The organism is Vulcaniibacterium thermophilum (assembly GCF_007923255.1).
Classification (GTDB): domain Bacteria; phylum Pseudomonadota; class Gammaproteobacteria; order Xanthomonadales; family Xanthomonadaceae; genus Lysobacter_F; species Lysobacter_F thermophilum.
This window is the reverse complement of record NZ_VOHJ01000037.1, coordinates 1-26233: the sequence shown is the minus strand read 5'-3', so window position 1 is coordinate 26233 and position 26233 is coordinate 1. Positions and strand designations below refer to the sequence as shown.

Sequence of the window (26233 nt, the reverse complement as noted above, 5' to 3'; positions counted from 1 at the left end):
GGAGTCGGGAGTCGGGAGTCGGGAGTCGGGAGTCGGGAGTCGGGAGTCGGGAGTCGGGAGTCGGGAGTCGGGAGTCGGGAGTCGGGAGTCGGGAGTCGGGAGTCGGGAGTCGGGAGTCGGGAGTCGGGAGTCGGAGACGATTCCCCATTCCCGATTCCCGATTTCCGACTACTTGGGTGCCAACCGCGTCGCGCCGTCGAGGCGGATCGTCTCGCCGTTGAGGTAGGTGTTGCGCAGGATGTAGCCGACCAGGTCGGCGAATTCCTCCGGCTTGCCCAGGCGCGAGGGGAACGGGATCGAGGCCGCCAGCGACTGCTGCACCGACTCGGGCATGCCGTCCACCATCGGCGTCCAGAAGATGCCCGGCGCCACCGTCATCACGCGGATGCCGAAACGCGCCAGTTCGCGCGCCATCGGCAGGGTCATGCCGACCACGCCGCCCTTGGAGGCCGAATACGCGGCCTGGCCGATCTGGCCTTCGAAGGCGGCGACCGAGGCGGTGTTGACGATCACGCCACGCTCGCCGTCCTCGCCCGGCGCGTTGTGCTGCATCAGCGCCGCGGCGGCCTTGGCGACGTTGAAGCTGCCGACCAGGTTGACCATCACCGTGGTGCGGAAGTGCGCCAGCGGCATCGGGCCTTCCTTGCCGAGCACGCGGCCGGCGCCGAGGATGCCGGCGCAGTTCACCACCGCGTTGAGCCCGCCCATGAACGCCCGCGCCTGGGCGACGTGGGCCGCGACCGCGTCCTCGTCGCCGACGTCGGTGCGCCAGTAGCGCGCGTTCGCCTCGCCCAGCTCGGCGACCACGGCGGCGCCCTTCTCGTCGTTGAGGTCGAACAGCGCCACCTTGCCGCCGGCCCGCACCAGATGGCGCGCGACCGCCAGCCCGAGGCCGGAAACGCCGCCGGTGACGACGGCGCGGACGGAGTCGAGTTGCATGGGGAGGCTCCAGCGGATCCGGAAAGCCGCGCATTCTACGGCACCGCCGGTCGCGGCCGCGGCGGTGGGGCGGGAGGTGGCGCGCGGCGATGCCGGTCGCGGCCGAAGCCGCTTCTACAGGTCGAGCGCGTAGAAGGTGTTGCAGCCGCCGTGGCCGGTATTGCCGAGCGGACCGGGCAGGCGCCGGAAGCCGGTGCGTTCGTAGAGGCGGATCGCCGCGTCCATGCCGCACAGCGTCTCCAGGTAGCAGCGCTTGAAGCCGAACGCCCGCGCCGCGTCGAGGCAGCGGTCGATCAGCGCTCGGCCCGCACCGAGGCCGCGCGCGTCGGGCAGGAAGTACATCTTGCGCAGCTCGCAGGTATCGGCATCGCCGCCTTCCAGCGGCGCGACGCCGCCGCCGCCCACGACGCGGCCGCCCACCTCCACCACGAAGTACGCGCTGCGCGGGGCCGAATATGCGCGGTACATCCAGTCCACTTCCGGATCGTTGATCGCGAAGCCCTCGCCGACGGCGCCGAACTCGGGCATGACGGTGCGGATGATGCGGGCGACGTCGGCATCGTCGGCGGGGGCGATCGGGCGGATGGCGAAAAGGCTCATGCGGGCAGGCGGCGGGCGTAGTCGAGGAAATCGTCGCCGGACAGGCCGGCGGCGAACAGGAATCCCTGGCCGCGCCGGATGCCGAGCTCGCGCAGGAATTCCAGTTGACTGCGCTGCTCGATGCCCTCGGCGACGAGGTCCAGACCGAGATGATGCGCGATGCCGTACACCGCGCGGCAGATGGCGACGTCGGAGGCGGCGGCGGGCACGCCCTGCACGAACAGCTTGCTGAGCTTCAGGCCGTGGATCGGCAGCCGGCGCAGGTATTCCAGCGCGCTGTAGCCTTCGCCGAAATCGTCGATGGTCAGCGTCACGCCCAGCGCCCGCAGCGCCGCGAAGGCGGTCTCGGTGTCGGGCAGATCCTCGACCAGCGCGTGCTCGGTGAGCTCCAGCTCCAGCACGTCGCCGTCGAGCCCGCTTTCGGCGAGCGCGGCGCGCACGTGGCGCACCAGATCGTCGCCCAGAAGCTGCCGCGAGGACACGTTGACCGCGATCCGCGGCAGCGTCAGACCCCGCTCGCGCCAGGCGCGGACCTGCCGGCAGGCTTCGCCCAGCACCCAGCGGCCGAGTCCGGCCATCACGTCGGCGCGTTCGAGATGGTCGATGAAGCGGTCCGGCCGCATCTCGCCGAGCGCGGGATTGCGCCAGCGGATCAGCGCCTCCGCGCCGACCAGTCGCCCGCTCGCGAGCGCGATCTGCGGCTGGTAGACGAGGCGGAACTCGCCCTTGTCGATCGCGCGCCGCAGCTCCGATTCCAGCCGCAGGCGCGCGCGGTGGCGTTCGCCGAGCGCGGCCTCGAACAGATGCCAGTCGCGCCGGTGGCCCGCGCGCTTGCTTTCGTACATCGCCAGATCGGCGTGGCGGATCAGCGTCGCGGCATCGCGGCCGTGCTCCGGCGCCAGCGCGATACCGATGCTGGGCGCCACCACGAACGCCTCGCCTTCGAGATGGAACGGCTCGGCGAAGGCCGCCTGCACGGCGCGCGCGAGGCGTTGCGGGCGGTCGGGGTCGTCGTCGCGGCGGCAGAGGAGCAGGAACTCGTCGCCGCCCTGGCGCCCGATCAGCGCCGCATCGCCGACCGCGCCGCGCAGGCGGTCGGCGGCGGCGGCGAGCAGGCGGTCGCCGCCTTCGTGCCCGAGCGCGTCGTTGACGCGGCGGAAGCGGTCGAGATCGATGTAGAGGACGGCCGCCTGCGCCGCGGGTTCGGCGAGCATCGCCGCCAGCGCGTCGTGCAGCGCGTTCCGGTTGGGCAGGCCGGTCAGCGCGTCGCCGTGGGCGAGCGCCCGCAGGCGGTCGATTGCGCCGGCCGCCCGCGCCAGCGCCTGCCGGGCGTTCTCGAGCGCGCGCCGCACGTGCTCGGGCAGGGCGGCATCGGCCAGCGCGGCGGCGAGCTCGCGCAGCGCCTCGTCGAGGCGGTCGGACTCCCCTCCGGCGCGCGCGTCCGCCGCTTTGTCCGCCCTCGATGGATTGCCGGGCGGAGACGGGTTCATGCGGCGAGCGCCCTGCCGACCTTGCTGCCGGTCTCGCGGCCCAGTATCCCGGCAAGCCAGCGCCCGGTTTCGGCGAGCGCGGGCAGATCCACCCCGGTCTCCAGACCGAGGCCATGCAGCATGTAGACCACATCCTCGGTGGCGACGTTGCCCGAGGCGCCGCGCGCGTACGGACAGCCGCCGGCGCCGGACACCGAGGCATCGACCACGCGCACGCCTTCCTCCAGACAGGCGAGGATGTTGGCGAGCGCCTGGCCGTAGGTGTCGTGGAAATGCACCGCCAGCGCGCGCATCGGCACCGCCTGCGCGACCGCCTTCAGCATCGCGCGCGCTTTCGCCGGCGTGCCGACGCCGATGGTGTCGCCGAGCGAGACCTCATAGCAGCCCATCCCGAACAGCGCGCGCGCCACCCGCACCACGTCGTCGAGCGGCACCGCGCCCTGGTACGGGCAGCCGAGCACCGTCGAGACGTAGCCGCGCACGCGCACGCCGTCCTGCTTCGCGCGCGCCATCACCGGCGCGAAGCGGGCGAGGGATTCGTCGATGCCGGCGTTGATGTTCTTCCGGTTGAACGCCTCGGACGCCGCGGTGAACACCGCGATCTCCTCCACGCCGACCGCGCGGGCGCGCTCGTAGCCCTGTTCGTTCGGCACCAGCACCGGATAGGCCACGCCGGGCCTGCGCGCGATGCCGGCGTAGACCTCGGCCGCATCGGCGAGCTGCGGCACCCACTTCGGACTGACGAAGCTGGTCGCCTCGATCGCGCGCAGGCCGGTGCCCGAGAGGCGATCGATCAGCGCGATCTTGTCCGCGGTCGGCACGAACGTCTTCTCGTTCTGCAGACCGTCGCGCGGACCGACTTCGACGATGCGGACGAACTCGTTCATGGCGACCGCAAGGATGCCACACGCCGCAGACGCAGGCGGTGGTCTTCGGGGACGTCGCCGGAAGGGAACAGGCGCGGATCGCGCAGGGCGGCCTGCACGGCCTCGGCCGGGCCTTCCAGATGGACGGTGTAATCGCCCTCGCGGCGGCCGGGCCAGGCACCGGTGCGGATGCGGGACCAGGCGTAGTCGGGATCGGCGGCGACGGCATCGAAGCGGTCGCTGTCGAGGCGGTAGGCGAGCAGCGCGCCGCGGTCCGCCCGTAGCGGCTCGTCGCCCGGATGCCGCGGCGTCTCGAAGAGGGCGGACATCGTGGGCTCGTCGAAGACGAGCAGATGGCGCCCGTCCGCGCGGAAGCTGCGTAGCGCGAACGTGACGACCGGTCGGTCGGCGCGATGCAGACGGGCGACGCATTCGGCATCGACCTCGATGCGATCGCCGGGGCCCATGAGGTCGCCGCGCGTCGCGCCGGGCGGCAGCGTCCACACGCCCGCCAGCCGGGTGTCGCACTCCAGCGGCGCCGGCAGCGGCGAGACCGTCACGCAGCCGGCGGGCAGCAGGACGAGCAGCACCGCCGTGGCGCGCTTCATTCCAGCACGGCCAGCACGGCGTCGGCCTCGACGAAATCGCCGGGGCGCGCGCGGATCTCGGCGATGCGGCCGGCGCGGGGCGCCTTGAGGCTCAGCTCCATCTTCATCGCTTCGATCACCAGCACTTCCTGGCCGGCGGCCACCTGTTCGTTCTCGGCGGCGCGCACCAGCACGACGCGGCCGGGCATCGGCGCCAGCACGCGGTTGTCCTGGGAGGCGCCGCCCTGCGTGCGCGGCTGGTACATCGGCACCACTTCCAGCCGCAGCCGCGCACTGCCGTCGTGCACGGTCAGGCGCGTGCCGTCGAGCGTGGCGCGCAGGCTGCGGGCGTGGCCGTCCAGGCGCAGGCTGAGCGTGCCGTCGCGCAGGCGCGCGCCATGCACCTCGACGATGCGGCCGGCGTGTTCGACGCGGTACTCGCCGCCGCTGCCGTGCGCGTGCAGCTCGATGCGCTCGCCGCGGTGGAGCAGGGCGAGGCTGCGCCGACCGCCGTGGCCCAGGCGCCAGCCGTCGGCGATCGCCCACGGTGAGGTCGGGTCGGCCGAAGCCCGTGCGCAGGCGCGGGTGGACGCTTCTTCGTGCAGCCAGTACGCCACCGCCGCGGCGACCAGCCGCTCGTCGTCGGGCGCAGCGGCACTGGCGGCGAACTCGTCGAGATGGCGGTCGAGGTAGCCGGTGTCGATGGTGGCGTCGACCACGGCCGGGTGACGCGCCAGCCGCTCCAGGAACTCGACGTTCGATTTCGGCCCGACGATGTCGCACTCCGCCAGCGCCTCGCGCAGCCGCGCCAGCGCGCGCGGGCGGTCGGCATCGTGCACGATCAGCTTGGCGATCATCGGATCGTAGAAGATCGTCACCGTGTCGCCCTCGACCACGCCGCTGTCGATCCGTACGTGCGCGGAGGGCGCGGGCAGGCGCAGGCGCTCGAGCCGGCCGGAGCCGGGCAGGAAACCGGCCTCCGGATCCTCGGCGTACAGCCGCACCTCGATGGCGTGGCCGCGCTGCGGAATCTGCGTCTGCGTCAACGGCAGCGCTTCGCCGGCGGCCACGCGCAGTTGCCATTCGACCAGGTCCAGTCCGGTGACCAGCTCGGTCACCGGGTGTTCGACCTGCAGGCGGGTGTTGATCTCCATGAAGTAGAACGCGCCGTCCTGGCCGACGATGAACTCCACCGTGCCGGCGTTGACGTAGTCGATCGCGCGCGCGGCGGTGACCGCGGCCTCGCCCATCGCGGCGCGCAGCTCGGGCGTCAGGAACGGCGAGGGCGATTCCTCCAGCACCTTCTGGTAGCGGCGCTGCGCGGAACATTCGCGCTCGTTGAGGTGGATGACGTGACCGTGGCTGTCGCCGAACACCTGGATCTCGATGTGGCGCGGGCGTTCGACGTAGCGCTCCAGCAGCACGCGGTCGCGGCCGAACGCACCGGCGGCCTCGCGCTGGCAGCTCTCCAGGTTCGCCATGAACTCGGCGGAGGAGCGCACGATGCGCATGCCCTTGCCGCCGCCGCCATGCGCGGCCTTGATCATCAGCGGATAGCCGATCGCATCGGCTTCGCGCTGCAGGCGTTCGGGCGACTGGTCCTCGCCGGTGTAGCCGGGCACCACCGGCACGCCGGCGGCCTGCATGAGCTGCTTGGCGCCGGCCTTGCTGCCCATCTTGCGCATCGACGCCGCCTTGGGGCCGATGAACACCAGCCCCGCGGCCTCCACCGCCTCGGCGAAGTCGGCGTTCTCGCTGAGGAAGCCGTAGCCCGGGTGGATCGCCTGCGCGCCGCTGGCGCGGGCCGCCTCGATGATCGCCCCGCCGCGCAGGTAGCTCTCCTGCGGCCGCGCGCCGCCGATGTGCCACGCCTCGTCGGCCTGCCGCACGTGCTGCGCGTCGGCGTCGGCATCGGAATACACCGCGACGGTGCGGATGCCGAGCCTGCGGCAGGTGCGGATCACGCGGCAGGCGATCTCGCCGCGGTTGGCGATCAGGATCTTGTCGAACATGGGGGTTTCCTGTGGCATGGCGGAACACCATCCCCACCCAACCCTCCCCTTGAAGGGGAGGGCGTTGTCTCGTCGCGGGCGTTGGGCTGCGGGGGGCGGTGGTTGGCGCGCGGGGAGGGCGTCGGAACACCATCCCCACCCAACCCTCCCCTTGAAGGGGAGGGCTTCATGTCGTCGTCGGCGTCTTGATGCGTGGGCGCGTGCTTTTCTCCCTCCCCTTCAAGGGGAGGGTTGGGGAGGGGATGGTGTGGGCGCCGCCGGATCAGCGCGGCAAGGATCCGATCGGCGACTTCGGGCAGATGTTGCAGAACCTCATGGTTCCAGAACCGCAGCACTTCGAAGCCGCCGCGGACGAGGAACGCGTCGCGCTCGAGATCGGCCGCAGAGCCGTTGTGCTGTCCGCCGCCGACTTCGACGACGAGCCGTCGTTCCAGACACACGAAATCCAGCACGTAATCGAAATAGGGGTGTTGCCGGCGGAACTTGCAGCCGTCCAGTCGGCGTCCGCGCAGCGCGGACCACAGCCGCCGTTCGGCATCGGTCATGGCGTGGCGCAAGCGGCGCTGCAGCCGGCGGCCGAGGATCGCGCGGTTGGTCTGTCCTTGCATGTCGATGGCTCCTTGCCTCGGAAACGGCGCTGCGCCGATCACCCCTGGACCCACGCCGGCTTGCGCTTCTCGAGGAACGCGCCGAGCCCTTCCTGGCCCTCCGCGGAAACGCGCAGCGCGGCGATCAGGGCGGCGTTGTCGGCATCGAGCCGGTCGCGGTCGTGCTCGGCGGCCACCCGCCGCACGAGCGCCTTGGCCTGCGCGGCGGCGATCGGGCCGGCCTTCAGCAGCAGGTCGAGCTGGCGCTGCACGGCGACGTCGAGCTGGTCGGCCGGCACCACCTCGTGCAGCAGACCGATCCGGCAGGCGGTGGCGGCGTCGAAGATCTCCGCGGTGGCGAACCAGCGCCGCGCCTGGCGCGCGCCGATGGCGGCGATCACGTAGGGGGAGATGACCGCCGGCAGCAGGCCCAGCTTGCTCTCGGTCAGGCCGAACTTCGCCTCCGCCGCGCCGAGCGCGATGTCGCAGCAGGCCACCAGGCCGACGCCGCCGCCGAACGCGGCGCCGTGCACGCGGGCGATGGTCGGCTTCGGCAGCTCGTCCAGCGTGCGCATCAGGCGGGCGAGGGCGAGCGCGTCCTCGCGGTTCTCGGCCTCGCTGGCGGTGGCCATGCCGCGCATCCAGTTGAGGTCGGCGCCGGCGGAGAACGACGGGCCTTCGCCTTCCAGCACCACCGCGCGCACGGCGGGGTCCGCGCCGACCTCCTCCAGCGCCGCCGTCAGCGCGGCGATCAGGCCGGCGTCGAACGCGTTGTGCAGCTCGGGCCGGTTGAGTCGCAGGCGCGCGACGGCGCCTTCGTGCAGGGTCAGCAGCGGGGACGGCATCGCAGGCGGGTGGCTGAACGAAGGGGCTCGCATCATAGCGGCAGCGCCTGTCGGGCCGGCGCGCAGCGGGTGCTACAATCGAGAACGATTCCTATTTTGCTGGCGCCATCCCGTGCCGGAGAGAGCCGTGAAGCTGTCAGACCTGCCCCGTCGCACCGCCGCTACGGTCCAGGCGGTCGAGGATGCCGCGCCGAACGATGCGATCGCCCGCCGCCTGCGCGAGCTGGGGTTCGTCGCCGGCGAGCAGGTCGAGGTGCTCGCCGCCGGTCCGATCGGCGCCGAGCCGCTGCTGGTGCAGATCGGCTTCACCCGCTTCGCGCTGCGCCGCGCCGAGGCGGCGCGGGTGCGGGTGACCGTCGAGGCGGAGGCGACCGCATGAACGCCGCCGCGCCCGCCGTCCGTCTCGCCCTGGTCGGCAGCCCCAACTGCGGCAAGACCGCACTGTTCAACCGGCTGACCGGCAGCCGGCAGAAGGTCGCCAACTACGCCGGCGTCACCGTCGAGCGCAAGGAAGGCCGTTTCGTCGCGCCCTCCGGCCGCCGCTACGCCGTGCTCGATCTGCCGGGCGCCTACAGCTTCCACGCCGCCAGCCTCGACGAGGCGGTGACGCGCGACCTCTGCCGCGGCTTCTATCCGGGCGAGCCGGCGCCGGACGTGATCGTCTGCGTGGTCGATGCCACCAATCTGCGCCTGCACCTGCGCTTCGCGCTGGAAGTGCGCGAGCTGGGGCGGCCGATGGTGCTGGCGGTGAACATGATGGACGCCGCGCGTAGGCGCGGGATCCGCATCGATCTGGACGCGCTCTCCGAGGAGCTGGGAGTGCCGGTGGTGCCCACCGTGGCGGTGCAGCGCCACGGCGCGCGCGAACTGGTCGCCACGCTGGACGAAGTGACCGCGCGTCCGCATCCGCCGCGCGTGCGCCTGCCCGAGGGCGCCGCCCACGATCCGGAAGCGCTGCATGCGGAGACGCGCCGGCTGCTGGCGCGCGCCGTCGCGGTGCCCCGGCGCACCGCCGAGATCGACGACGCGCTCGACCGCTGGCTGCTGCACCCGGTGCTCGGACTGCTGTCGCTCGCGGTGGTGATGTTCCTCATCTTCCAGGCGGTCTACGCCTGGGCGACGCCGCTGACCGACGCCATCGACGCCGGCACCGCCTGGCTGGGCGAGCGCGCCTCCGCCCTGCTGCCGGAGGGGCCGCTCGCCAGCCTGCTGGTGGACGGCATCATCGCCGGCGTCGGCAGCGTGGTGGTGTTCCTGCCGCAGATCCTGATCCTGTTCGCCTTCATCCTCGCGCTGGAGGAGTCCGGCTACCTGCCGCGGGCGGCGTTCCTGCTCGACCGGATGATGGCCTCGGCCGGGCTCTCGGGCCGTTCGTTCATCCCGCTGCTGTCGAGCTTCGCCTGCGCGATTCCCGGAATCATGGCCACGCGCACGATCCAGGATCCGCGCGACCGTCTCGCCACCATTCTGGTCGCGCCGCTGATGACCTGCTCGGCGCGGCTGCCGGTGTACGCGCTGCTGATCGGCGCGTTCATTCCGCGCCGCGAGGTGTGGGGCGGGCTGAATCTGCAGGGGCTGGTGCTGTTCGCCTTGTACGCCGCCGGCATCGTCAGCGCGCTGCTGGTGGCGTGGGTGATGAAGAAGTGGCGCCGCGACAAGGGCGAGCACGCGCTGCTGCTCGAGCTGCCCTCGTACCGGCTGCCGCACCCGCGCGACCTGCTGTTCGGGCTGTGGGAGCGCGCGTGGATCTTCCTGCGCCGGGTCGGCGGCATCATCCTGGCGCTCACGATCCTGCTCTGGTTCCTGCTCAACTTCCCGCAGCCGCCGGAAGGCTACACCGGCGCGGCGATCGACTACAGCCTGGCCGGCCGGCTCGGCCATGTGCTGGCTGCGGTGTTCGCCCCGATCGGCTTCAACTGGCAGATCTCGATCGCGCTCGTGCCCGGGCTGGCCGCGCGCGAGGTCGCGGTGTCCTCGCTGGCCACCATCTACGCGCTGTCCGCGCCCGACGAGGAAGCCGCCGCGCAGGCGCTCAGCCCGATCATCAGCGACACCTGGTCGCTCGCCACCGCGCTGTCGCTGCTGGTCTGGTACATCTACGCGCCGCAGTGCATCTCCACGCTGGCGACCATCCGCCGCGAGACCCATTCGTGGAAGCAGGTCGGCATCGCCGCCGGCTACCTGTTCGCGCTGGCGTACTTCGCCTCGTTCCTCACCTACCAGATCGCCAGCCGGCTGACATGAGCGCCTCGCTGCTGCTGCAGTACCTCGTGATCGCGCTCGCGGTGGCGTGGGCGACGGCCTACGTCGTGCGCCGGCAATGGCCGCAGGCGGTGCGCCGCGGGCGCGGCCGCGTGGCGCTGTGGCTGCTGCGCGAGCAGCACGCCGGCTGGATGAAGCGTCTGGGCCGCCGCATCGCCCCACCGGCGCGCGCCGAGGCGGGCGGCTGCGGCGGCTGCACGGGCTGCGCGCCCGACGCCCGCTGAGCGCATCCGGCAGCGCCGCGACGCGCCGTCCAAGTGCTTGTTTCCAGCGCGAAAACCGGGCCTCGGCAGGCCCGGGCGTGCTAGCATTCGACGTCTTCTCCGGAGCGCGCGCGCACGTGTGCGCCGTGCCGCCCGGACGAGCGAAATCCGCCTATCCGCAGGCCGCGGGCCTCCCCGCGCGACGCCCTTTCCAACGGAATCCTGATGGCCGACCTCGCCAAGGAAATCATCCCCGTCAACCTCGAAGACGAGATGCGCCGCAGCTACCTCGATTACGCGATGAGCGTGATCGTCGGCCGCGCGCTTCCGGACGTGCGCGACGGCCTCAAGCCGGTGCACCGCCGCGTGCTGTACGCGATGAACGAGCTCGGCGCGCACAGCAACAAGCCGTACTACAAGTCGGCGCGCATCGTCGGTGACGTGATCGGTAAGTACCACCCGCACGGCGATTCCGCGGTGTACGACACCCTGGTGCGCATGGCGCAGCCGTTCTCGCTGCGCTATCTGCTGGTGGACGGGCAGGGCAACTTCGGCTCGATCGACGGCGACAACGCCGCGGCCATGCGCTACACCGAGGCGCGCATGTCGCGGTTGAGCCACGAGCTGCTCGCCGACATCGACAAGGACACGGTCGACTTCCAGCCGAACTACGACGAGAAGGAACTCGAACCGACCGTCCTGCCGACGCGGGTGCCCAATCTGCTGGTCAACGGCTCGGCCGGCATCGCGGTCGGCATGGCCACCAACATCCCGCCGCACAACCTGTCGGAAGTGGTGGATGCGCTGATCGCGCTGATCGACGATCCGTCGATCGACGTCGACGGGCTGATGCACTACATCCCCGGCCCGGATTTCCCCACCGCCGGCATCATCAACGGCACCGCCGGCATCGTCGCCGCTTACCGCACCGGCCGCGGCCGCGTGCGCATGCGCGCGCGCGCGACCATCGAGGTGAACGATGCGACCGGCCGCGAGGCGATCGTCGTCACCGAGATCCCCTACATGGTCAACAAGGCGCGGCTGATCGAGAAGATCGCCGAGCTGGTCAAGGAAAAGAAGATCGAGGGGATCAGCGAGCTGCGCGACGAGTCCGACAAGGACGGCATGCGCATCTACATCGAGGTCAAGCGCGGCGAATCCGCCGATGTGGTGCTGAACAACCTCTATCAGCAGACGCAGATGGAGTCGGTGTTCGGCGTCAACATGGTGGCGCTGGTGGACGGCCGCCCGCAGGTGCTGAACCTCAAGCAGATGCTGGAGGCCTTCGTCCGCCACCGGCGCGAGGTGGTCACCCGCCGCACCATCTTCGAGCTGCGCAAGGCGCGCGATCGCGCCCACATCCTCGAAGGTCTCACGGTCGCGCTCGCCAACATCGACGAGATGATCGAGCTGATCAAGAGCTCGGCGACGCCGCACGAGGCGCGCGAGCGCATGCTGGCGCGCACCTGGGAGCCGGGACTGGTGTCGACGCTGCTGGCCGCCGCCGGCGCCGAGGCCTCGCGTCCGGAGGACCTGCCGGACAGCATCGGCCTGGTCGAGGGCCGCTACCAGCTCAGCGAGACGCAGGCGCAGCAGATCCTCGAGATGCGCCTGCACCGCCTGACGGGGCTGGAGCAGGACAAGCTGACCGACGAGTACAAGGGCCTGCTGGAGACCATCCGCGGCCTGATCGAGATCCTCGAGAACCCCGACCGCCTGCGCGAGGTGATCCGCACCGAGCTGCTGAACCTCAAGGAAGAGTTCGGCGACGCCCGCCGCAGCGAGATCCGCGAGAGCGAGGAGGATCTCGACATCCTCGACCTGATCGCGCCGGAGGACGTGGTGGTGACGCTCTCCCACGCCGGCTACGCCAAGCGCCAGCCGGTCACCGCGTACCGCGCGCAGCGCCGCGGCGGTCGCGGCCGTGCGGCGGCGGTGACCAAGGAAGAGGATTTCATCGACCGCCTGTGGCTGGTGAACACGCACGACACGCTGCTGACCTTCACCAGCACCGGGCGCGTGTTCTGGCTGCCGGTGCACCTGCTGCCGGAAGCCGGCCCGAACGCGCGCGGCCGGCCGATCATCAACTGGATCCCGCTCGAAGCCGGCGAACAGGTGCAGGCGGTGCTGCCGGTGCGCGAGTACGCCGAAGGCCGCTACGTGTTCTTCGCGACCCGCAACGGCACGGTCAAGAAGACGCCGCTCACCGAATTCGCGTTCCGCCTGCAGCGCGGCAAGATCGCGATCTCGCTGGAGGAGGGCGACGCGCTGGTGGACGTGGCGCTGACCGACGGCGCGCGCGACATCATGCTGTTCGCCAGCAACGGCAAGGCGGTGCGCTTCGACGAGAGCGAGGTGCGCGCGATGGGCCGCACCGCCACCGGCGTGCGCGGCATGAAGCTGGCCGAAGGCGAGGCGGTGGTCAGCCTGATCGTGGTCGACGGCGAGGGCGACATCCTCACCGCCAGCGAACGCGGTTACGGCAAGCGCACGCCCGTGTCCGAGTACCCGCGCAAGGGCCGCGGCACGCAGGGCGTGATCGCACTGCAGACGACCGCGCGCAACGGCAGGCTGGTGGGCGCGATCCAGCTGTCGGACCACCACGAGGTGCTGCTGATCTCCGACCGCGGCACCTTGGTGCGCACGCGGGCCTCGGAGATCTCGCAGGTCGGGCGCAACACCCAGGGCGTCACCCTGATGCGGCTGGCCGAGGGCGAGTGCCTTCAGGCGGTGGAGCGCGTGGACGCCTCGCTCGACGAGGAAGCCGCGGCCGAGCTGCCCGGCCCGCTGGCCGCGCCCGAAACCGGCGAGCAGCCGGTCGCTTAACCGCCGGCATCGGACCCCCGCGACGCCGCCTTCGGGCGGCGTCGCTGTTTCCGGCCGCGTATACACTGCCGCGAAAACCGGGGAGAGGAGACAGTCGCCATGTCCAGGATGGAAGGGGGCGCGCGCCGCTGGCGCGCAGGGATGCTGCTCGCGCTGGCGCTGCTGGTCGCGCTCGCGGCCGGATGCCGCCGCGACACCGACGGCCAGCTTCCCGAACCCGGAGGCGAGAAGATCCAGGCGCGCCGCGCGCAGATCGAGGGCTTCGCGCTCGTCGGCGCCTATCCCGACCAGAAGCAGGAGACGCTGGCGATCGCGCTGGAGTTCAGCCGGCCGCTGGTCGGCACGCAGGACTTCGACGCCCTGCTCGCGGTGACGGACGCCAAGGGCGCGCCGGTGAAGGGCGGCTGGGTGCTGGACGAGGACGCGAAGATCCTGCGCTTTCCGCACGTCGAACCCAGCAAGGAATACGTCGTCGTGCTGCGCGCGGGGCTCACCGCGGCGGACGGCGCACGGCTGGGACGCGAGCTGCGCCGCGCGGTCTACACCGGCCCGCTCGAACCCGCGGTCGGCTTCGCCTCGCAGGGCAGCGTGCTGCCGGCGCGCGAGGGCCGCGGCCTGCCGGTGGTGTCGATCAACGTGCCGGAGGTCGATGTCGAGTTCCTGCGCGTGCACGAGAAGTCGCTGCCCAAGTTCTTCGCCGACTACCAGCGCGGCGGCCGGCGCGGAAGCTGGGAACTGGGCAGCGAATACGGCGACAGCACCCCGATCGCGCAACTGGCCGAACCGGTGTACGTCAACCGTTTCGTGCTCGGCGGCAAGCCGAACGAACGCGTGCTCACCTACCTGCCGATCCAGGACATCGAGGAACTGCAGGAGCCGGGCCTGTACTTCGCGGTGATGAAGAAAGCCGGCGAGTTCAAGGACCAGTTCGAGACCGCGTTCTTCACCGTCAGCGACCTCGGCCTGCACGTGCGCGCCTACCGCGACCGCGTGTTCGTGCATACCGCCTCGCTCGAAACCGGCGCCCCGGTGAGCGCGGTCGAGCTGCGCGTCCTCGATGCCAAGGGCGAGCCGGTGCTGAAGGGCACCACCGACCGCAACGGCAATGCGCTGCTGAACTACCGGCTGGATGCCGGCCATCTGCTGATCGCGCGGCGCGGCGAGGACGTGTCGATGTTGCCGTTCAACCAGCCGGCGCTCGATCTGTCCGAGTTCGCGGTCGCCGGCCGCGAGCAGGCGTGGTTCGACGTGTTCGCCTGGTCCGGCCGCGATCTCTACCGACCCGGCGAGACAGTGCGCATCTCCGCGCTGCTGCGCGATCACGACGGCCGCCCGATCGACGCCAAGGGCAAGCCGCTGCAGCCGGTGTTCGTGCGCTACGTGCAGCCGGACGGCAAGGCGCTGATCGAGACGCGCCTGCAGCCGGATGCGCAGGGCTACGTGCGGCACGAACAGGCGATCCCGGCCGAAGCGCCCACCGGCCGCTGGCGGGTGGAGTTCCGCACCGATCCGGGCAGCAAGGACGCGGTGCAGGGCATGGCCCTGCGGATCGAGGAGTTCCTGCCGGAACGGCTGAAGCTCGAGCTCGATGCGCAGAAGACGCTGCGTCCCGGCGAGCCGCTGCGGCTGGTGGCCGAGGCCGACTACCTGTACGGCGCGCCCGCGGCCGGCAACCGGTTCACCGCCAAGCTCGCGGTGGCCGTCGAACAGCACCCGCTGGAGGCGCTGCCGGGCTGGTTCTTCGGCGACCCGACGCTGACGCTGCCCAAAGAGGCGCAGGACGTGATCGACACGGCGCTCGATGCGGACGGCGTCCTGCGGCAGGACATCCCGCTGCCGAAGGAAGCGCGCCCGGTCACCCCGATCGCCGCCATCCTGACCGGCAGCGTGTACGAAACCGGCGGCCGCAGCGTCAACCGCGGCCTCAAGCGCGTGCTGTGGCCGGTGGACACGCTGGTCGGCGTGCGCCCGTTGTTCGACGACGCCGAAGGCAGCGACGCCAACGCCGAGGCCGGCTTCCAGATCGCCCGCTACGGGCAGGACGGCGCGCCGCGCGCGGGCAAGGGGCTGCGCGTCAGCCTGATCCGCGAGCACCGCGACTATCACTGGACGTACCAGGAAGACGGCGGCTGGGACTACGCGTTCACGCGCCGCTTCGAGAACATCGAGACGCGCGTGGTCGACGTCGGCAGCGCGCCGGTCAGACTGCATTTCCCGGTCGAGTGGGGCGAGTACCGGCTCGACGTGTACGACCCGGCCACGCGCCTGACCACGCGCTATCCGTTCCGCGCCGGCTGGAGCTGGGACGACCAGAACCGCGGCCTCGACGCGCGCCCGGACAAGGTCAAGCTCGCGCTCGACAGGACCGGCTACCGCGCCGGCGACACGCTCAAGGTCGCGGTCACGCCGCCGCACCCGGGCAAGGGCGTGCTGATGGTCGAAAGCGACCGCCTGCTGTACGTGCAATCCATCGACGTCAAGCCCGGCAGCACCTTCGAGATCCCGGTGACGAAGGACTGGGAACGGCACGACGTGTACGTCACCGCGCTGGTGTTCCGCGGCGGCAGCGCGACGAGCAAGATCACCCCGGCGCGCGCGGTCGGCGTGGCGCACGTGCCGATGGACCGGCGCGAGCGCACGGTCGCCGTGGGCCTGTCGGTGCCGCCGCAGATGCGGCCCGAGCGCGAGATGCCGATCACCGTCGCCGCGCCCGCGCTGGCCGGGCAGGAGGCCTACGTCACCGTCTCGGCCGTGGACGTCGGCATCCTCAACATCACCCGCTTCCCGGTGCCGGACGCGGCCGGCCATTTCTTCGCGCAGCGGCGGCTCGGCGTGGACGCCTACGACATCTACGGCCGCGTGATCGAAAGTTTCGACGGCGGCGTGGCGCGCATCCGTTTCGGCGGCGACATGGCGCTGCAGCCGTTGCCGCAGGCGAGGCGGCCGACTTCGCGGGTGCAGACGGTCGATCTGTTCACCGGGCCGGTGAAGCTGGACGCGAAGGGCGTCGCCCGCATCCGCCTGCGCGTGCCGGACTTCAACGGCACCCTGCGCGTGTCGGCGCTGGTGTTCGCCGGCGGCCGCTACGGCAGCAAGGCGAAGGAGACCGTGGTGCGCGCGCCGCTGCTCGCCGAGGCCAGCCTGCCGCGCGTGCTGGCGCCGGGCGACCGCTCCAACGTGACGCTGGACGTGCAGAACTTCACCGGCAAGCCGGGCACGTTCGCGGTGCGCGTGGAAGGCATCGGGCCGCTGTCGGTCGGTGAAGGCACGCGCAGCCTCACCCTGGCGCGCGAGCAGAAGGCCACCCTCACCTTCCCGCTGACCGCGCGCGAGGGCTACGGCACCGCGCAGGTCCGTATCCGCGTCGAGGGCAGCGGCTTCAAGGTCGATCGCCGTCACGACCTGCCGGTGCGGCCGGCGTGGCCGGCGGTGGTGCGCTCGCGCTCGCAGGTGCTGGATGCGCTCGCGCCGGTCCGGATGGGCGAGGAGTTCGCCGAGGGCCTGATGCCGGAATCGGTGAGCGCGCGGCTGGCGATCAGCCCGCTGCCGCCGATCCCGTTCGCCACCGCGCTCAAGGGCGCGCTCGAATACCCCTACGGCTGCGCCGAGCAGACCACCAGCAAGGGCTACGCCGCGCTGCTGCTGGACGAGGCGACCGCGCGCATGCTCGGCGCGCAGGGGCTGGACGCGAAGACGCGCCGCGTGCGGCTGGAAGGCGCGTTCACCCGCCTGGCCGGCATGCAGATCGGCTCCGGGCATTTCTCGATGTGGGGCGACGACGATTACGTCAATCCGGCGCTGACCCCGTACATCGTGGAGTTCCTGCTGGACGCGCGCCAAGCCGGCTTCGCGGTGCCCGAGACGCTGCTGCAGAAGGCGCTCAAAGCGCTCAACGAGGACCTGCTGTCCGGCGGCAACGGCTTCTACGGTTACGACCGCCGCGAGCACCTCAAGTTCGCCTACCAGGCGCATGCCGGCTACGTGCTGGCGCGCGTCAACCGCGCGCCGCTGGGCACCCTGCGCGCGCTGTACGACAACGACCGCAAGCACAGCCTGACCGGGCTGCCGCTGGTGCACCTCGGCCTGGCGCTGAGCCTGCAGGGCGACAAGGCGCGCGGACGCAAGGCGATCGCCGAAGGCTTCGCGCGCGATGTCGAGGCGCGGCCGCTGTACCTGGCCGACTACGGCTCGCGCATCCGCGACGACGCGCTGATGATCGCGCTGGTGCATCTGCACGACCTGCGCACCCCGGCGGCGAACGCGCGCCTGCTGCCGCTGAGCCGCGAGCTCGACGCGCGCCGCCGCAGCGGCTGGCTGTGGCTGAGCACGCAGGAACAGGTGGCGCTGGTGCGGCTGGGCAAGGCGCTGATGGCCGACCAGACGAAGACGCTGTCCGGCCAGTGGCGCGTGGGCGATGCGGTGAGCGAAGCGGGGCCGGCGAAGTACGTCGGCCGTCTGTTCGATCACGAGGCGCTGAAGCGGGGCGTGAGTTTCAGCCCGCAAGGGCCGACGCCGCTGTACGCGAGCTTCGAGATCGCCGGCGTGCCGCGCAGCGCGCCGGAGCCGGACGCCAGCCTGGTCGGCATCGAGCGCACCTTCCATACGACCGACGGCAAGGAGTGGACCGGCGGCCGCCTGGCGGAAGGCGACGCGCTGATCGTCGCGGTGGCGATCACCTCGCACCGGGACATGCCCGACGCGCTGCTGACCGACCTGCTGCCGGCGGGTCTGGAGATCGAGAACTTCAACCTCGGCGATGCGAAACAGTGGGCGGGGGTGGTGATCGACGGCATCGAACTGAGCGAGCGCGAAAGCGCCGCCGAGCTGCGCCACGAGGAGTTCCGCGACGACCGCTACGTCGCCGCGCTGAAGCTCTCGGCGAGCAACACCGCGAAGGTGTTCTATCTGGTGCGCGCGGTCACGCCGGGCACCTACACGGTGCCGCCGTCGCTGGTGGAGGACATGTACCGGCCGGAGCTGCGCGGCGTCGGCAAGGCGTCGCCCGCCACGATCACCGTGACGCAGCCGGGGAGGTGAGGTGTCGGCCGCGGATGAACGCGGATCGGGCGAGGGCTTCTGGTGCGGGTCGCGGTCGGCGCTCGCTTCGCTCGTCGTTCCGGCGACCGGCGGACGGCCCTTCCGGCCGACGTGCGGGAAGCGGTCGTTCACGGCCCGGCCTGGCGTGTGCGCGTCCGCCGCCTCGATTACCCGTCATCCCGCGAAAGCGGGGATCCATGGAGGTCCGGCCACGTGCAAGAAAGGCCATGGATTTCCGCCTGCGGGAGTGACATCAGATGCGCGCGATAGGTGATCGATCCGTGTCCCTTGGCGCCACCCTGCAGCCGAAGCACCTGACGCCCCCCAACCGGCGCCGGCGCCGCGCGCTCAAGGCGCTGCTGGCGGTGCTGCTCGCGCTCACGCTGGCGATGCTGCTCGATCTCGCCTTTCCGGTGCCGCTGCCCGATGCGCGCGATGCGGGCGCGGTGGTGCTCTCGCGCGAAGGCGTGCCGCTGCGTGCGTTCCCCGACCGCGGCGGCCTCTGGCGTTATCGCGTCGGCATCGACGACGTCTCGCCGCTGTACCGCCAGGCGCTGCTGAACTACGAAGACCGCTGGTTCTGGAAGCATCCGGGCGTGAATCCCGCGGCGATGGCGCGCGCGGCGTGGCAGATGCTGCGCGGTGGACGCGTGGTGTCCGGCGGCTCGACGCTGACGATGCAGGTCGCGCGCATCCTCGACCCGCATTCGCGCACGCCGTGGGGCAAGCTCAAACAGGTGCTGCGCGCGCTGCAGCTCGAAGCGCATCTGGACAAGCGCGAGATCCTCACGCTCTACCTCAACCACGCGCCGTTCGGCGGCACCATCGAAGGCGTGGAGGCGGCGAGCTGGGCCTACCTCGGCAAGCCGTCCGCCCGCCTGTCGCATGCGGAAGCGGCGCTGCTGGCGGTGCTGCCGCAGGCCCCGAGCCGGCTGCGCCCCGACCGGCATCCGCAGACGGCCCGCCGCGCGCGCGACAAGGTGCTCACGCGCATGGAGGCGCTCGGCGTGTGGTCGAAGGCGGACGTCGCCGACGCCCGCATCGAGCCGGTGGTGGCGCGCGCGCTGCAGCCGCCGATGCATGCCGCGTTGCTGGCGCAGCGGCTGCGCCATGACGACCCGCGTGCCGCGCGCATCGCGACCACGATCGATCTGGACCTGCAACGCACGCTCGAACAGCGCGTCGCGGCCTATTTTTCCGATCTCCCCGAGCGCACTTCGGCGGCGCTGCTGGTGGTCGACAACGCCACGCTGGAGGCGCGCGCGTACGTGGGCTCGGTGGAATTCGCCGACGCCGCGCGGCTGGGCCATGTCGACATGGTGCGCGCATGGCGCTCGCCGGGTTCGACGCTCAAGCCGTTCCTGTACGCGCTCGCGCTCGACGATGGTCTGATCCACTCCGAAAGTCTTCTGATCGACGCGCCGCAATCGTTCGGCGATTACCGGCCCGGCAACTTCGACATGGCGTTCAACGGCCCGGTGAGCGCGGCCGAGGCCTTGCGGCTGTCGCTCAACGTGCCGGCGGTGGACCTGCTCGATCGGGTGGGGCCCGCACGGTTCGACGCCCGCCTCGCCCACGCCGGCATCCGCCTGCGCTGGCCGCGCGGCGCGGCGCCGAACCTGTCGATGATCCTCGGCGGCACCGGCGCGCGGCTGGAGGATCTGGTCGGCGCCTATGCCGCGCTCAACCGCGGCGGCGTCGCCGGTCGCGTGCGCTACCGGCCGGACGAGCCGCGGGTGGACCGGCGGCTGATGTCGGAAGGCGCCGCGTGGATCGTGCGCAGCGTGCTGGAGGCGCATCCGCGCCCCGGCGACACCGACGCGCTCGACCCGCGCGGCCGCGCGCGCGTGGCCTGGAAGACCGGCACCAGCTACGGCTTCCGCGACGCCTGGGCGCTCGGCAGTACGCGCCGCTACACGGTCGGGGTCTGGGTCGGCCGTCCGGACGGCACGCCGCTGCCGGGCCAGTACGGCGCGGTCACCGCGCTGCCGCTGCTGTTCGAGGTGATCGACAGCCTGCCGCGCGTGCGCGCGGAGGCCTCGCCGCCACCGCCGCGCGGCGTCGCCGAGGTCGAGATCTGCTGGCCGCTCGGCACCGCGGCCGCCGAGCAGGCGCCGACGCTGTGCGCGCAGCGCCGGCGGGCGTGGACGCTCGAGGGCGTGGTGCCGCCGACCTTCGCCGAGCGCGATGCCCGGCTCTGGAATGCCGGCATCGAGACGTTCGAGGTGGATGCCCGCAGTGGCCTGCGGCTGTCGGCCGACTGCGGCGCCGCGCATGCGCGCGCGACCCGCCAGGTCGCCCGCTGGCCGGCGCTGGCCTCGCCTTGGCTGAGCGCGGCGCAAAGGCAGGCGGCGCGGCTGCCGCCGCTGGCGCCGGACTGCGCGCCGGACGGCCGCGAATCGGCCGGGGAACTGCGCATCGAGGGCGTGCACGAGGGGGCGACGCTGGCCGCCGCGCCCGGCAGCCGGCACGGGGTCCGGCTGGAACTGCGCGCGCTCGGCGCCTCGGCGCGGGTGCGCTGGCTGCTCGACGGACGCCTCATCGCCGAATCGGACGGCGAGGCGCCCGTCGCCCGCGTCTTCGACGAGCCCGGCCCGCACGTGCTGACCGCGCTCGCCGATACCGGCGCGTGGGCCCGGGTGCGGTTCACGGTACTCGAACCGCCGGCCCGCTAGCTGCGTTCAGCCCAGCCGTTCGAGCATCGCTTCCGCCGAGGAGACCCGGTATTCGCCGGGCGCCTCCACCTGCAGCTCGCGCACCACGCCATCCTCCACGTACATCGCGAAGCGGCGGGCGCGGGTGCCCATGCCGTAGGCGCTGGCGTCGAGCTCCAGGCCCAGCGCGCGGGTGAACTCGGCATTGCCGTCGGCGAGCATCATCAGGCCGTCCGGCACGCTCTGCGACTCGGCCCAGGCCTGCATCACGAACGGGTCGTTCACCGCCATGCACGCCACGTCGATGCCGCGGCGGCGGAACTCCTCGAAATGCTGCACGTAGCCCGGCAGGTGCTTCTCCGAGCAGGTGGGCGTGAACGCGCCCGGCACCGCGAACAGCACGACCTTGCGGCCGTCGAACAACGTGCGCGTGTCGATCTTCTCGACGCCGCCGCGGATCCACTGCAGCACGACTTCGGGCAGACGCTCGCCGACCTGGATGGGCATGACGGTTCCTCAGCGTAGGGGAAGGTGAATGGTAGCGGGCGACGGCGCCAACGGCCCTTGAAATATGGACTGCGATTCCTACATCGGCCGGCAGAAGGCGGCAGGTCCGCCGCTACCGCGACCGCAGTATCACGCAGAGGAGGTAGCCGATGAACATGACCCGTTACAGCCCCTGGGCCGGTTCCAACCTGCTCCAGCAGGAGATCAAGCAGATGTTCGACCGCCTGTTCGAGAACCCGCTCGAATCCGGCGACGAATCCTCGCTGGTCACCGCGCAGTGGGTCCCGCACGTCGACGTGAAGGAAGAGCCCGACCGTTTCGTCCTGTACGCCGATCTGCCCGGCGTCGATCCGGACGAGATCGAAGTCTCGATGGACAAGGGCATTCTGAGCATCAAGGGCGAGCGCCGCAGCGAGGTGCGCACCGAGAACGAGCGGTTCTCCCGCATCGAGCGCCGCTACGGCGTCTTCCACCGTCGCTTCGCGCTGCCGGATAGCGCCAACCCGGACGGCATCGAGGCGCGCGGGCACAACGGCGTGCTGGAGATCGTCATCCCGAAGCGGCCGGAAACCACGCCGCGCCGCATCCAGGTCGGCCGCACACAAGGCGACCGTCGCCTGGAGAAGGGCAACGGCGGCAACGCCTGATCCGACCCAGCGGCCGGACGTTCGCGCGCGAACGTCCACGCCGAACCGGTAAGCTGCTGGCCCGCGGCGCCCGTCGCGGGCCAGCGCGTTTCCGGTGGCGGCGCAGCCGTGCGGGCGGTCCGCCGACCGACACGCCGTGCGGCCCGCGGGCCGCGTATTCGGAGCGACGCGAATGCAGTTCAAGGACTACTACCAGACGCTTGGTGTCGAACCGAACGCCAATGAGGCCGAGATCAAGGCGGCCTACCGCAGGCTCGCGCGCAGGTACCACCCCGACGTGAGCAAGGAGCCGGACGCGGAGGAGAAGTTCAAGGCGGTCAACGAGGCCTACGAGGCGCTGCGCGATCCGCAGAAGCGTGCGGCCTACGACCAGTTGCGCGCGCGAGGCTACCGCCCGGGCGACGACATCCATCCCGGCGGCTTCGACAACGGCTTCGGCGCGGGCGGCTTCGACTTCGAGGAGATCTTCGCCGGCGGCGGCGCCGGCGGTGGCTTCAGCGACTTCTTCGAGAGCCTGTTCGGCCGCGCCCGCGCCGGGGCGCGGACCGCCACGCCGCGCGGCGATACCCGCGCCAAACTGGCGGTGCCGCTGGAGGCGGTCTACGAGGGCCGCAACGTGCGCATCCAGATCGACGGCCGCGCGCTCGACGTCAAGGTGCCGAAGGGCATCCGACCCGGGCAGAAGATCCGGCTGGCCGGGCAGGGCGCGCAGGGCGACCTCATCCTCGAGATCGAATACGCCGCGCATCCGCAGTTCGACGTCGAAGGCCGCGACGTCGTCCACGTGCTGCCGGTCGCGCCGTGGGAGGCGGCGCTGGGCGCGTCGGTGACGGTGCCCACGCTGGGCGGCCCGGTCGAGCTGCGCATCCCGCCCGGGTCGGAGGCCGGGCGCAAGCTGCGCCTGCGCGGCCGCGGCCTGCCGGCCGGCCACGGCGGCACGCCGGGCGACCAGATCGTCGAACTGGAGGTGCTCGCGCCGCGTCCTCGCAGCGACGCGCAGCAGAAGGCCTACGAGGCCCTGCGCGACGCCTTCGGCAGCGACTGGCGGCGGAGCTGACGGGCGCCGCGATGTTGGGCTTCGCTGCGCTCAGCCCAACCTACGGTGCGGTAGGGCGGGTCTTGACCCGCCATCACGGCGACGATCGGGAACCGCGGGTCGAGACCCATCTGCCGCTGGGCCGAATGCGGAGGGTGGGCTGAGCCGAAGGCGAAGCCCAACGTGCCACGGCGCGATGTTGGGCTTCGCTGCGCTCAGCCCAACCTACGGTGCGGTAGGGCGGGTCTTGACCCGCCATCACGGCGACGATCGGGAACCGCGGGTCGAGACCCGCCCTATGTCCTCGTTGGCGCTGTGGGAGCGGCTCTGTCCGCGACCACGAAGATCGAATAACGGCGGGTCAAGGCCATCCATGGTTGGGCCGAATGCGTGCCGCGGCACGATGTTGGGCTTCGTTGCGTTCAGCCCAATCTACAGTGATGTAGGGCGGGTCTTGACCCGCCACCACGGCGACGATCGGGAACGGCGGGTCGAGACCCGCCCTACGTCCCGTTGGCGCTGTGGGAGCGGCTCTGTCCGCGACCACGAAGATCGAATAACGGCGGGTCAAGACCATCCATGGCTGGGCCGAATGCCGCGGCACGATGTTGGGCTTCGCTGCGCTCAGCCCAACCTACAGTGCGGTAGGGCGGGTCTTGACCCGCCATCACGGCGACGATCGGGAACGACGGGTCGAGACCCGCCTTACGGCCGGACCACCCGAGCCCGTCAACCCGGCAGCATCTGCCCGATCAGGCCGGCCAGCTCCGCTTCGGAGAACGGCTTGGTGAGATAGGCGCGGGCCCCCTGGCGCATGCCCCACACGCGGTCGGTGTCCTGGTCCTTGGTGGTGACCAGCACGATCGGAATGTGCTTGGTGCTCTCGTCGCGCGTCAGCGAGCGCGTGGCCTGGAAGCCGTTGAGGTTCGGCATCACCACGTCCATGAGGATCAGGTCCGGCAGCTCGCGCTTGGCGACCTCCACCCCGGCCGCGCCGTCCTCCGCGGTGATGGCCTCGTGGCCGAGCTTCTCGACGATGCGGCGGATCCCCATCAGCTGGGACGGCGAATCGTCGACGATCAGGATGCGCGCCATGGTCCGACCCCCCAACGGATTGCCCGCATTTTCACGCCTGCCGCGCGAGCGCCGCAAGCGTCACAGCCGCACCAGCGTCCGCCCGTGCGATCCGCCGGCCAGCATGCGGGCGAACACGGCGGGCAGACCGTCCAGATCCACCTCGTGCGTGCAGATCGTCTCCAGATGCGCCGGCTTCCATTCGCCGGCCAGGCGCTCCCACAGCGCGAGGCGGATGTCGCGCGCGGTTCCGGCGGAGGCCACGCCCAGCAGCGACACGCCGCGGATGATGAACGGCATCACCGTGGTCGCAAGCTCGTGCGTGGCCGCAAGCCCCGCGGTCGCGACGTTGCCGTAGGGGACCGTCTGCGCGAGCAGGCTGGCGAGCATCGTCCCGCCGACGTTGTCCAGACCGCCGCCGAAGCGTGCCGATTCCAGCGCGCGCGTCGTCGCCAGCGCATCGCGCGGCAGCACCTCGCGCGCGCCCAGCGCGCGCAGCCAGCCGGCCTGGTCGGCCTTGCCGCTGACCGCGTGCACCTCGAAACCCGCGCGGGTGAAGATGTCGATCGCGAGCGAGCCCACGCCGCCGGTCGCGCCGGTCACCACCAGCGGGCCCATCGACGGCGTCTGCCGGTTCTCGATCATCCGGAACAGCGCCAGCGCGGCGGTGAAGCCGGCGGTGCCGAGAATCATGCTCTCGCGCAGGGTCAGTCCGGCGGGCAACGGCACCGCCCAGCCCGCTTCCAGCCGCGCGTACTCCGAATAGCCGCCGTCGCGCGTTTCCGACAGCCCGCAGCCGGTGACGAGCACCGCGTCGCCCTCGCGGAAACGCGGATCGCGCGAGGCGACCACGTGTCCGGCGGCATCGATGCCGCCCACCAGCGGGAACGTGCGCAGGATCTTGCCCTTGCCGGTACCGGCCAGCGCGTCCTTGTAGTTCACCGACGAGTACGCGGTCCGGATCACCAGTTCGCCCGGCGCCAGATCGTCGATCGTCAGCGTCTCGATGCCGCTGCGGTAGCCGGCGGCGTCGTTGCGGATGCGGAAGGCGCGGAACGAAGTCGGAAGGGCCATGAGTGCGCGCGAGGGTGGAGTCGGCGCGCAAGGATAGCGTGCGCGGCCCCAGGCACCGCGTCGCCGAGGCTGCCCGCGACGGCGCTCCGCCGGGGCGACGGGTGTTGCCTCGTCATCCCGGCGAAAGCCGGGACCCATTGGTGACGCAAGCCGACGTAGCCTCGAGTGACCTATTCGGCCGTCGTTTTCGGCGCTGTCAGCGCAGATCCCCGCGCCGCTTCTCGTCCATCCACTTCGAGCTCTGCGCCGGGCGGTAAGCGCGCATCCAGGCGAGCAGGGCGTCGTGGTTTTCGCCGTACCAGAGGTCGTGGCGCTGCTCGGGGTGCAGGAAGCGTTCGGCGACCATGCGGTCGAGCATCTGCATCAGCGGCGCGAAGAAGCCATCCACGTCGAGGAAGGCGCAGGGCTTGTCGCCGAGGCCGAGCTGGCGCCAGGTCAGCATCTCGAACATCTCGTCGAGCGTGCCGAAGCCGCCGGGCAGGGCGACAAAGCCGTCGGCGAGGTCGAACATCCGCGCCTTGCGCTCGTGCATCGAACCGACCACCTCCAGCCGCGTCACGCCGCGGTGCGCGACTTCCCAGCGCATCAGATGCTCGGGGATCACGCCGATCACCTCACCGCCGGCCTCGAGCGCGGCGTCGGCGATCACGCCCATGAGCCCGACGTTGCCGCCGCCGTAGACGAGGGTCAGCCCCTCGCGCGCGACGCGCCGCGCGAACTCGGCGGCGCGCTCGGCGTAGATCGGTCTGGCGCCGGCGTTCGAGCCGCAATAGAGGCAGAGGCTCTTCATGAGTGGGAATCGGGAATGGGGAATCGGGAATCGGTACGGAAGCACGTCCCGCCCCCTCGGGTGGCGCTGGCGCTAGCTGTGAAGCTTCAATAGGTTGTTTCGGCGGAGCGCCAAGCGGGTGATGGGTGGCTGACCGCCGAGTGCGCTGTGTGGGCGGTGACAGTTGTAGTGATGCAGCCAGTCCTGCAGCGCCTCGC

At 71.5% G+C, this 26233-nt stretch carries 21 protein-coding genes; 8 read left to right on the top strand and 13 right to left on the bottom strand.

The window, feature by feature from the left end:
* Positions 1-168 precede the first annotated feature (168 nt).
* From FQY64_RS12545 to FQY64_RS12510, 8 genes are all read right to left on the bottom strand, one after another.
* Positions 169-939, bottom strand: a complete 771-nt coding sequence (locus tag FQY64_RS12545; RefSeq protein WP_146474746.1) for an SDR family NAD(P)-dependent oxidoreductase — start codon at positions 937-939, stop codon at positions 169-171.
* A 114-nt stretch (positions 940-1053) separates the two neighbouring features.
* Positions 1054-1539: a GNAT family N-acetyltransferase gene (locus tag FQY64_RS12540; RefSeq protein ID WP_146474744.1), complete on the bottom strand. Its 486-nt coding sequence runs from the start codon at positions 1537-1539 to the stop codon at positions 1054-1056.
* On the bottom strand, positions 1536-3029 hold the full coding sequence (locus FQY64_RS12535) for a putative bifunctional diguanylate cyclase/phosphodiesterase (protein ID WP_146474742.1): 1494 nt from the start codon (positions 3027-3029) through the stop codon (positions 1536-1538). Before FQY64_RS12535 ends, FQY64_RS12540 begins: the two co-directional genes overlap by 4 nt.
* Entirely contained in the window at positions 3026-3916 is an 891-nt protein-coding gene (locus tag FQY64_RS12530; protein WP_146474740.1) for a hydroxymethylglutaryl-CoA lyase, read from the bottom strand. The genes FQY64_RS12535 and FQY64_RS12530 overlap by 4 nt, the downstream gene beginning before the upstream one ends.
* On the bottom strand, positions 3913-4503 hold the full coding sequence (locus tag FQY64_RS12525) for a hypothetical protein (RefSeq protein WP_146474738.1): 591 nt from the start codon (positions 4501-4503) through the stop codon (positions 3913-3915). Before FQY64_RS12525 ends, FQY64_RS12530 begins: the two co-directional genes overlap by 4 nt.
* Positions 4500-6494: an acetyl-CoA carboxylase biotin carboxylase subunit gene (locus FQY64_RS12520; protein ID WP_146474736.1), complete on the bottom strand. Its 1995-nt coding sequence runs from the start codon at positions 6492-6494 to the stop codon at positions 4500-4502. Before FQY64_RS12520 ends, FQY64_RS12525 begins: the two co-directional genes overlap by 4 nt.
* Entirely contained in the window at positions 6476-7102 is a 627-nt protein-coding gene (locus FQY64_RS12515; RefSeq protein WP_146474734.1) for an endonuclease domain-containing protein, read from the bottom strand. The genes FQY64_RS12520 and FQY64_RS12515 overlap by 19 nt, the downstream gene beginning before the upstream one ends.
* Positions 7103-7140: 38 nt before the next feature.
* Complete coding sequence (locus FQY64_RS12510) at positions 7141-7926, bottom strand: enoyl-CoA hydratase-related protein (protein ID WP_146474732.1); 786 nt, start codon at positions 7924-7926, stop codon at positions 7141-7143.
* Between the two features lie 127 nt (positions 7927-8053).
* Here FQY64_RS12510 and FQY64_RS12505 point away from each other — a divergent pair, with 127 nt between their 5' ends.
* The 6 genes from FQY64_RS12505 (at position 8054) to pbpC (ending at position 20929) form a co-directional block, all read left to right on the top strand.
* The gene (locus FQY64_RS12505; RefSeq protein WP_146474730.1) at positions 8054-8305 is read left to right on the top strand and encodes a FeoA family protein; all 252 of its coding nucleotides are present in this window, start codon (positions 8054-8056) and stop codon (positions 8303-8305) included.
* The gene (gene feoB / locus FQY64_RS12500) at positions 8302-10170 is read left to right on the top strand and encodes a ferrous iron transport protein B (RefSeq protein WP_146474728.1); all 1869 of its coding nucleotides are present in this window, start codon (positions 8302-8304) and stop codon (positions 10168-10170) included. The genes FQY64_RS12505 and feoB overlap by 4 nt, the downstream gene beginning before the upstream one ends.
* Positions 10167-10412, top strand: a complete 246-nt coding sequence (locus FQY64_RS12495; RefSeq protein ID WP_146474726.1) for a DUF6587 family protein — start codon at positions 10167-10169, stop codon at positions 10410-10412. Before feoB ends, FQY64_RS12495 begins: the two co-directional genes overlap by 4 nt.
* A 204-nt stretch (positions 10413-10616) precedes the next feature.
* Positions 10617-13217, top strand: coding sequence for a DNA gyrase subunit A (gene gyrA / locus FQY64_RS12490; RefSeq protein ID WP_146474724.1), 2601 nt, complete (start codon positions 10617-10619; stop codon positions 13215-13217).
* Positions 13218-13325: 108 nt separating this feature from the next.
* On the top strand, positions 13326-18254 hold the full coding sequence (locus tag FQY64_RS12485; RefSeq protein ID WP_146474748.1) for an alpha-2-macroglobulin family protein: 4929 nt from the start codon (positions 13326-13328) through the stop codon (positions 18252-18254).
* A gap of 257 nt (positions 18255-18511) precedes the next feature.
* A complete protein-coding gene (gene pbpC, locus FQY64_RS12480) occupies positions 18512-20929 on the top strand; it encodes a penicillin-binding protein 1C (RefSeq protein WP_146474722.1) in 2418 nt (805 codons plus the stop codon).
* Positions 20930-20935: 6 nt separating this feature from the next.
* Here pbpC and FQY64_RS12475 read toward each other — a convergent pair whose 3' ends face one another.
* Entirely contained in the window at positions 20936-21415 is a 480-nt protein-coding gene (locus tag FQY64_RS12475) for a peroxiredoxin (RefSeq protein ID WP_146474720.1), read from the bottom strand.
* Positions 21416-21564: 149 nt separating this feature from the next.
* On the opposite strand from FQY64_RS12475, the gene FQY64_RS12470 reads away from it, so the two are divergent.
* Positions 21565-22062: an Hsp20/alpha crystallin family protein gene (locus FQY64_RS12470; RefSeq protein ID WP_146474718.1), complete on the top strand. Its 498-nt coding sequence runs from the start codon at positions 21565-21567 to the stop codon at positions 22060-22062.
* A gap of 172 nt (positions 22063-22234) precedes the next feature.
* The gene (locus tag FQY64_RS12465; protein WP_146474716.1) at positions 22235-23119 is read left to right on the top strand and encodes a DnaJ C-terminal domain-containing protein; all 885 of its coding nucleotides are present in this window, start codon (positions 22235-22237) and stop codon (positions 23117-23119) included.
* Between the two features lie 708 nt (positions 23120-23827).
* On the opposite strand, the gene FQY64_RS12460 is transcribed toward FQY64_RS12465, so the two are convergent.
* The 4 genes from FQY64_RS12460 to FQY64_RS12445 all read right to left on the bottom strand — a co-directional run.
* Positions 23828-24193: a response regulator gene (locus FQY64_RS12460; protein ID WP_146474714.1), complete on the bottom strand. Its 366-nt coding sequence runs from the start codon at positions 24191-24193 to the stop codon at positions 23828-23830.
* Between the two features lie 60 nt (positions 24194-24253).
* Positions 24254-25246 (bottom strand): YhdH/YhfP family quinone oxidoreductase, encoded by a 993-nt coding sequence (locus tag FQY64_RS12455; RefSeq protein WP_146474712.1) that lies wholly within the window; start codon positions 25244-25246, stop codon positions 24254-24256.
* A 196-nt stretch (positions 25247-25442) separates the two neighbouring features.
* The gene (locus tag FQY64_RS12450; RefSeq protein WP_146474710.1) at positions 25443-26036 is read right to left on the bottom strand and encodes an LOG family protein; all 594 of its coding nucleotides are present in this window, start codon (positions 26034-26036) and stop codon (positions 25443-25445) included.
* Positions 26037-26108: 72 nt separating this feature from the next.
* Positions 26109-26233: integrase core domain-containing protein (locus FQY64_RS12445; RefSeq protein ID WP_146474708.1), on the bottom strand; the 125-nt coding region annotated here is incomplete at its 5' end.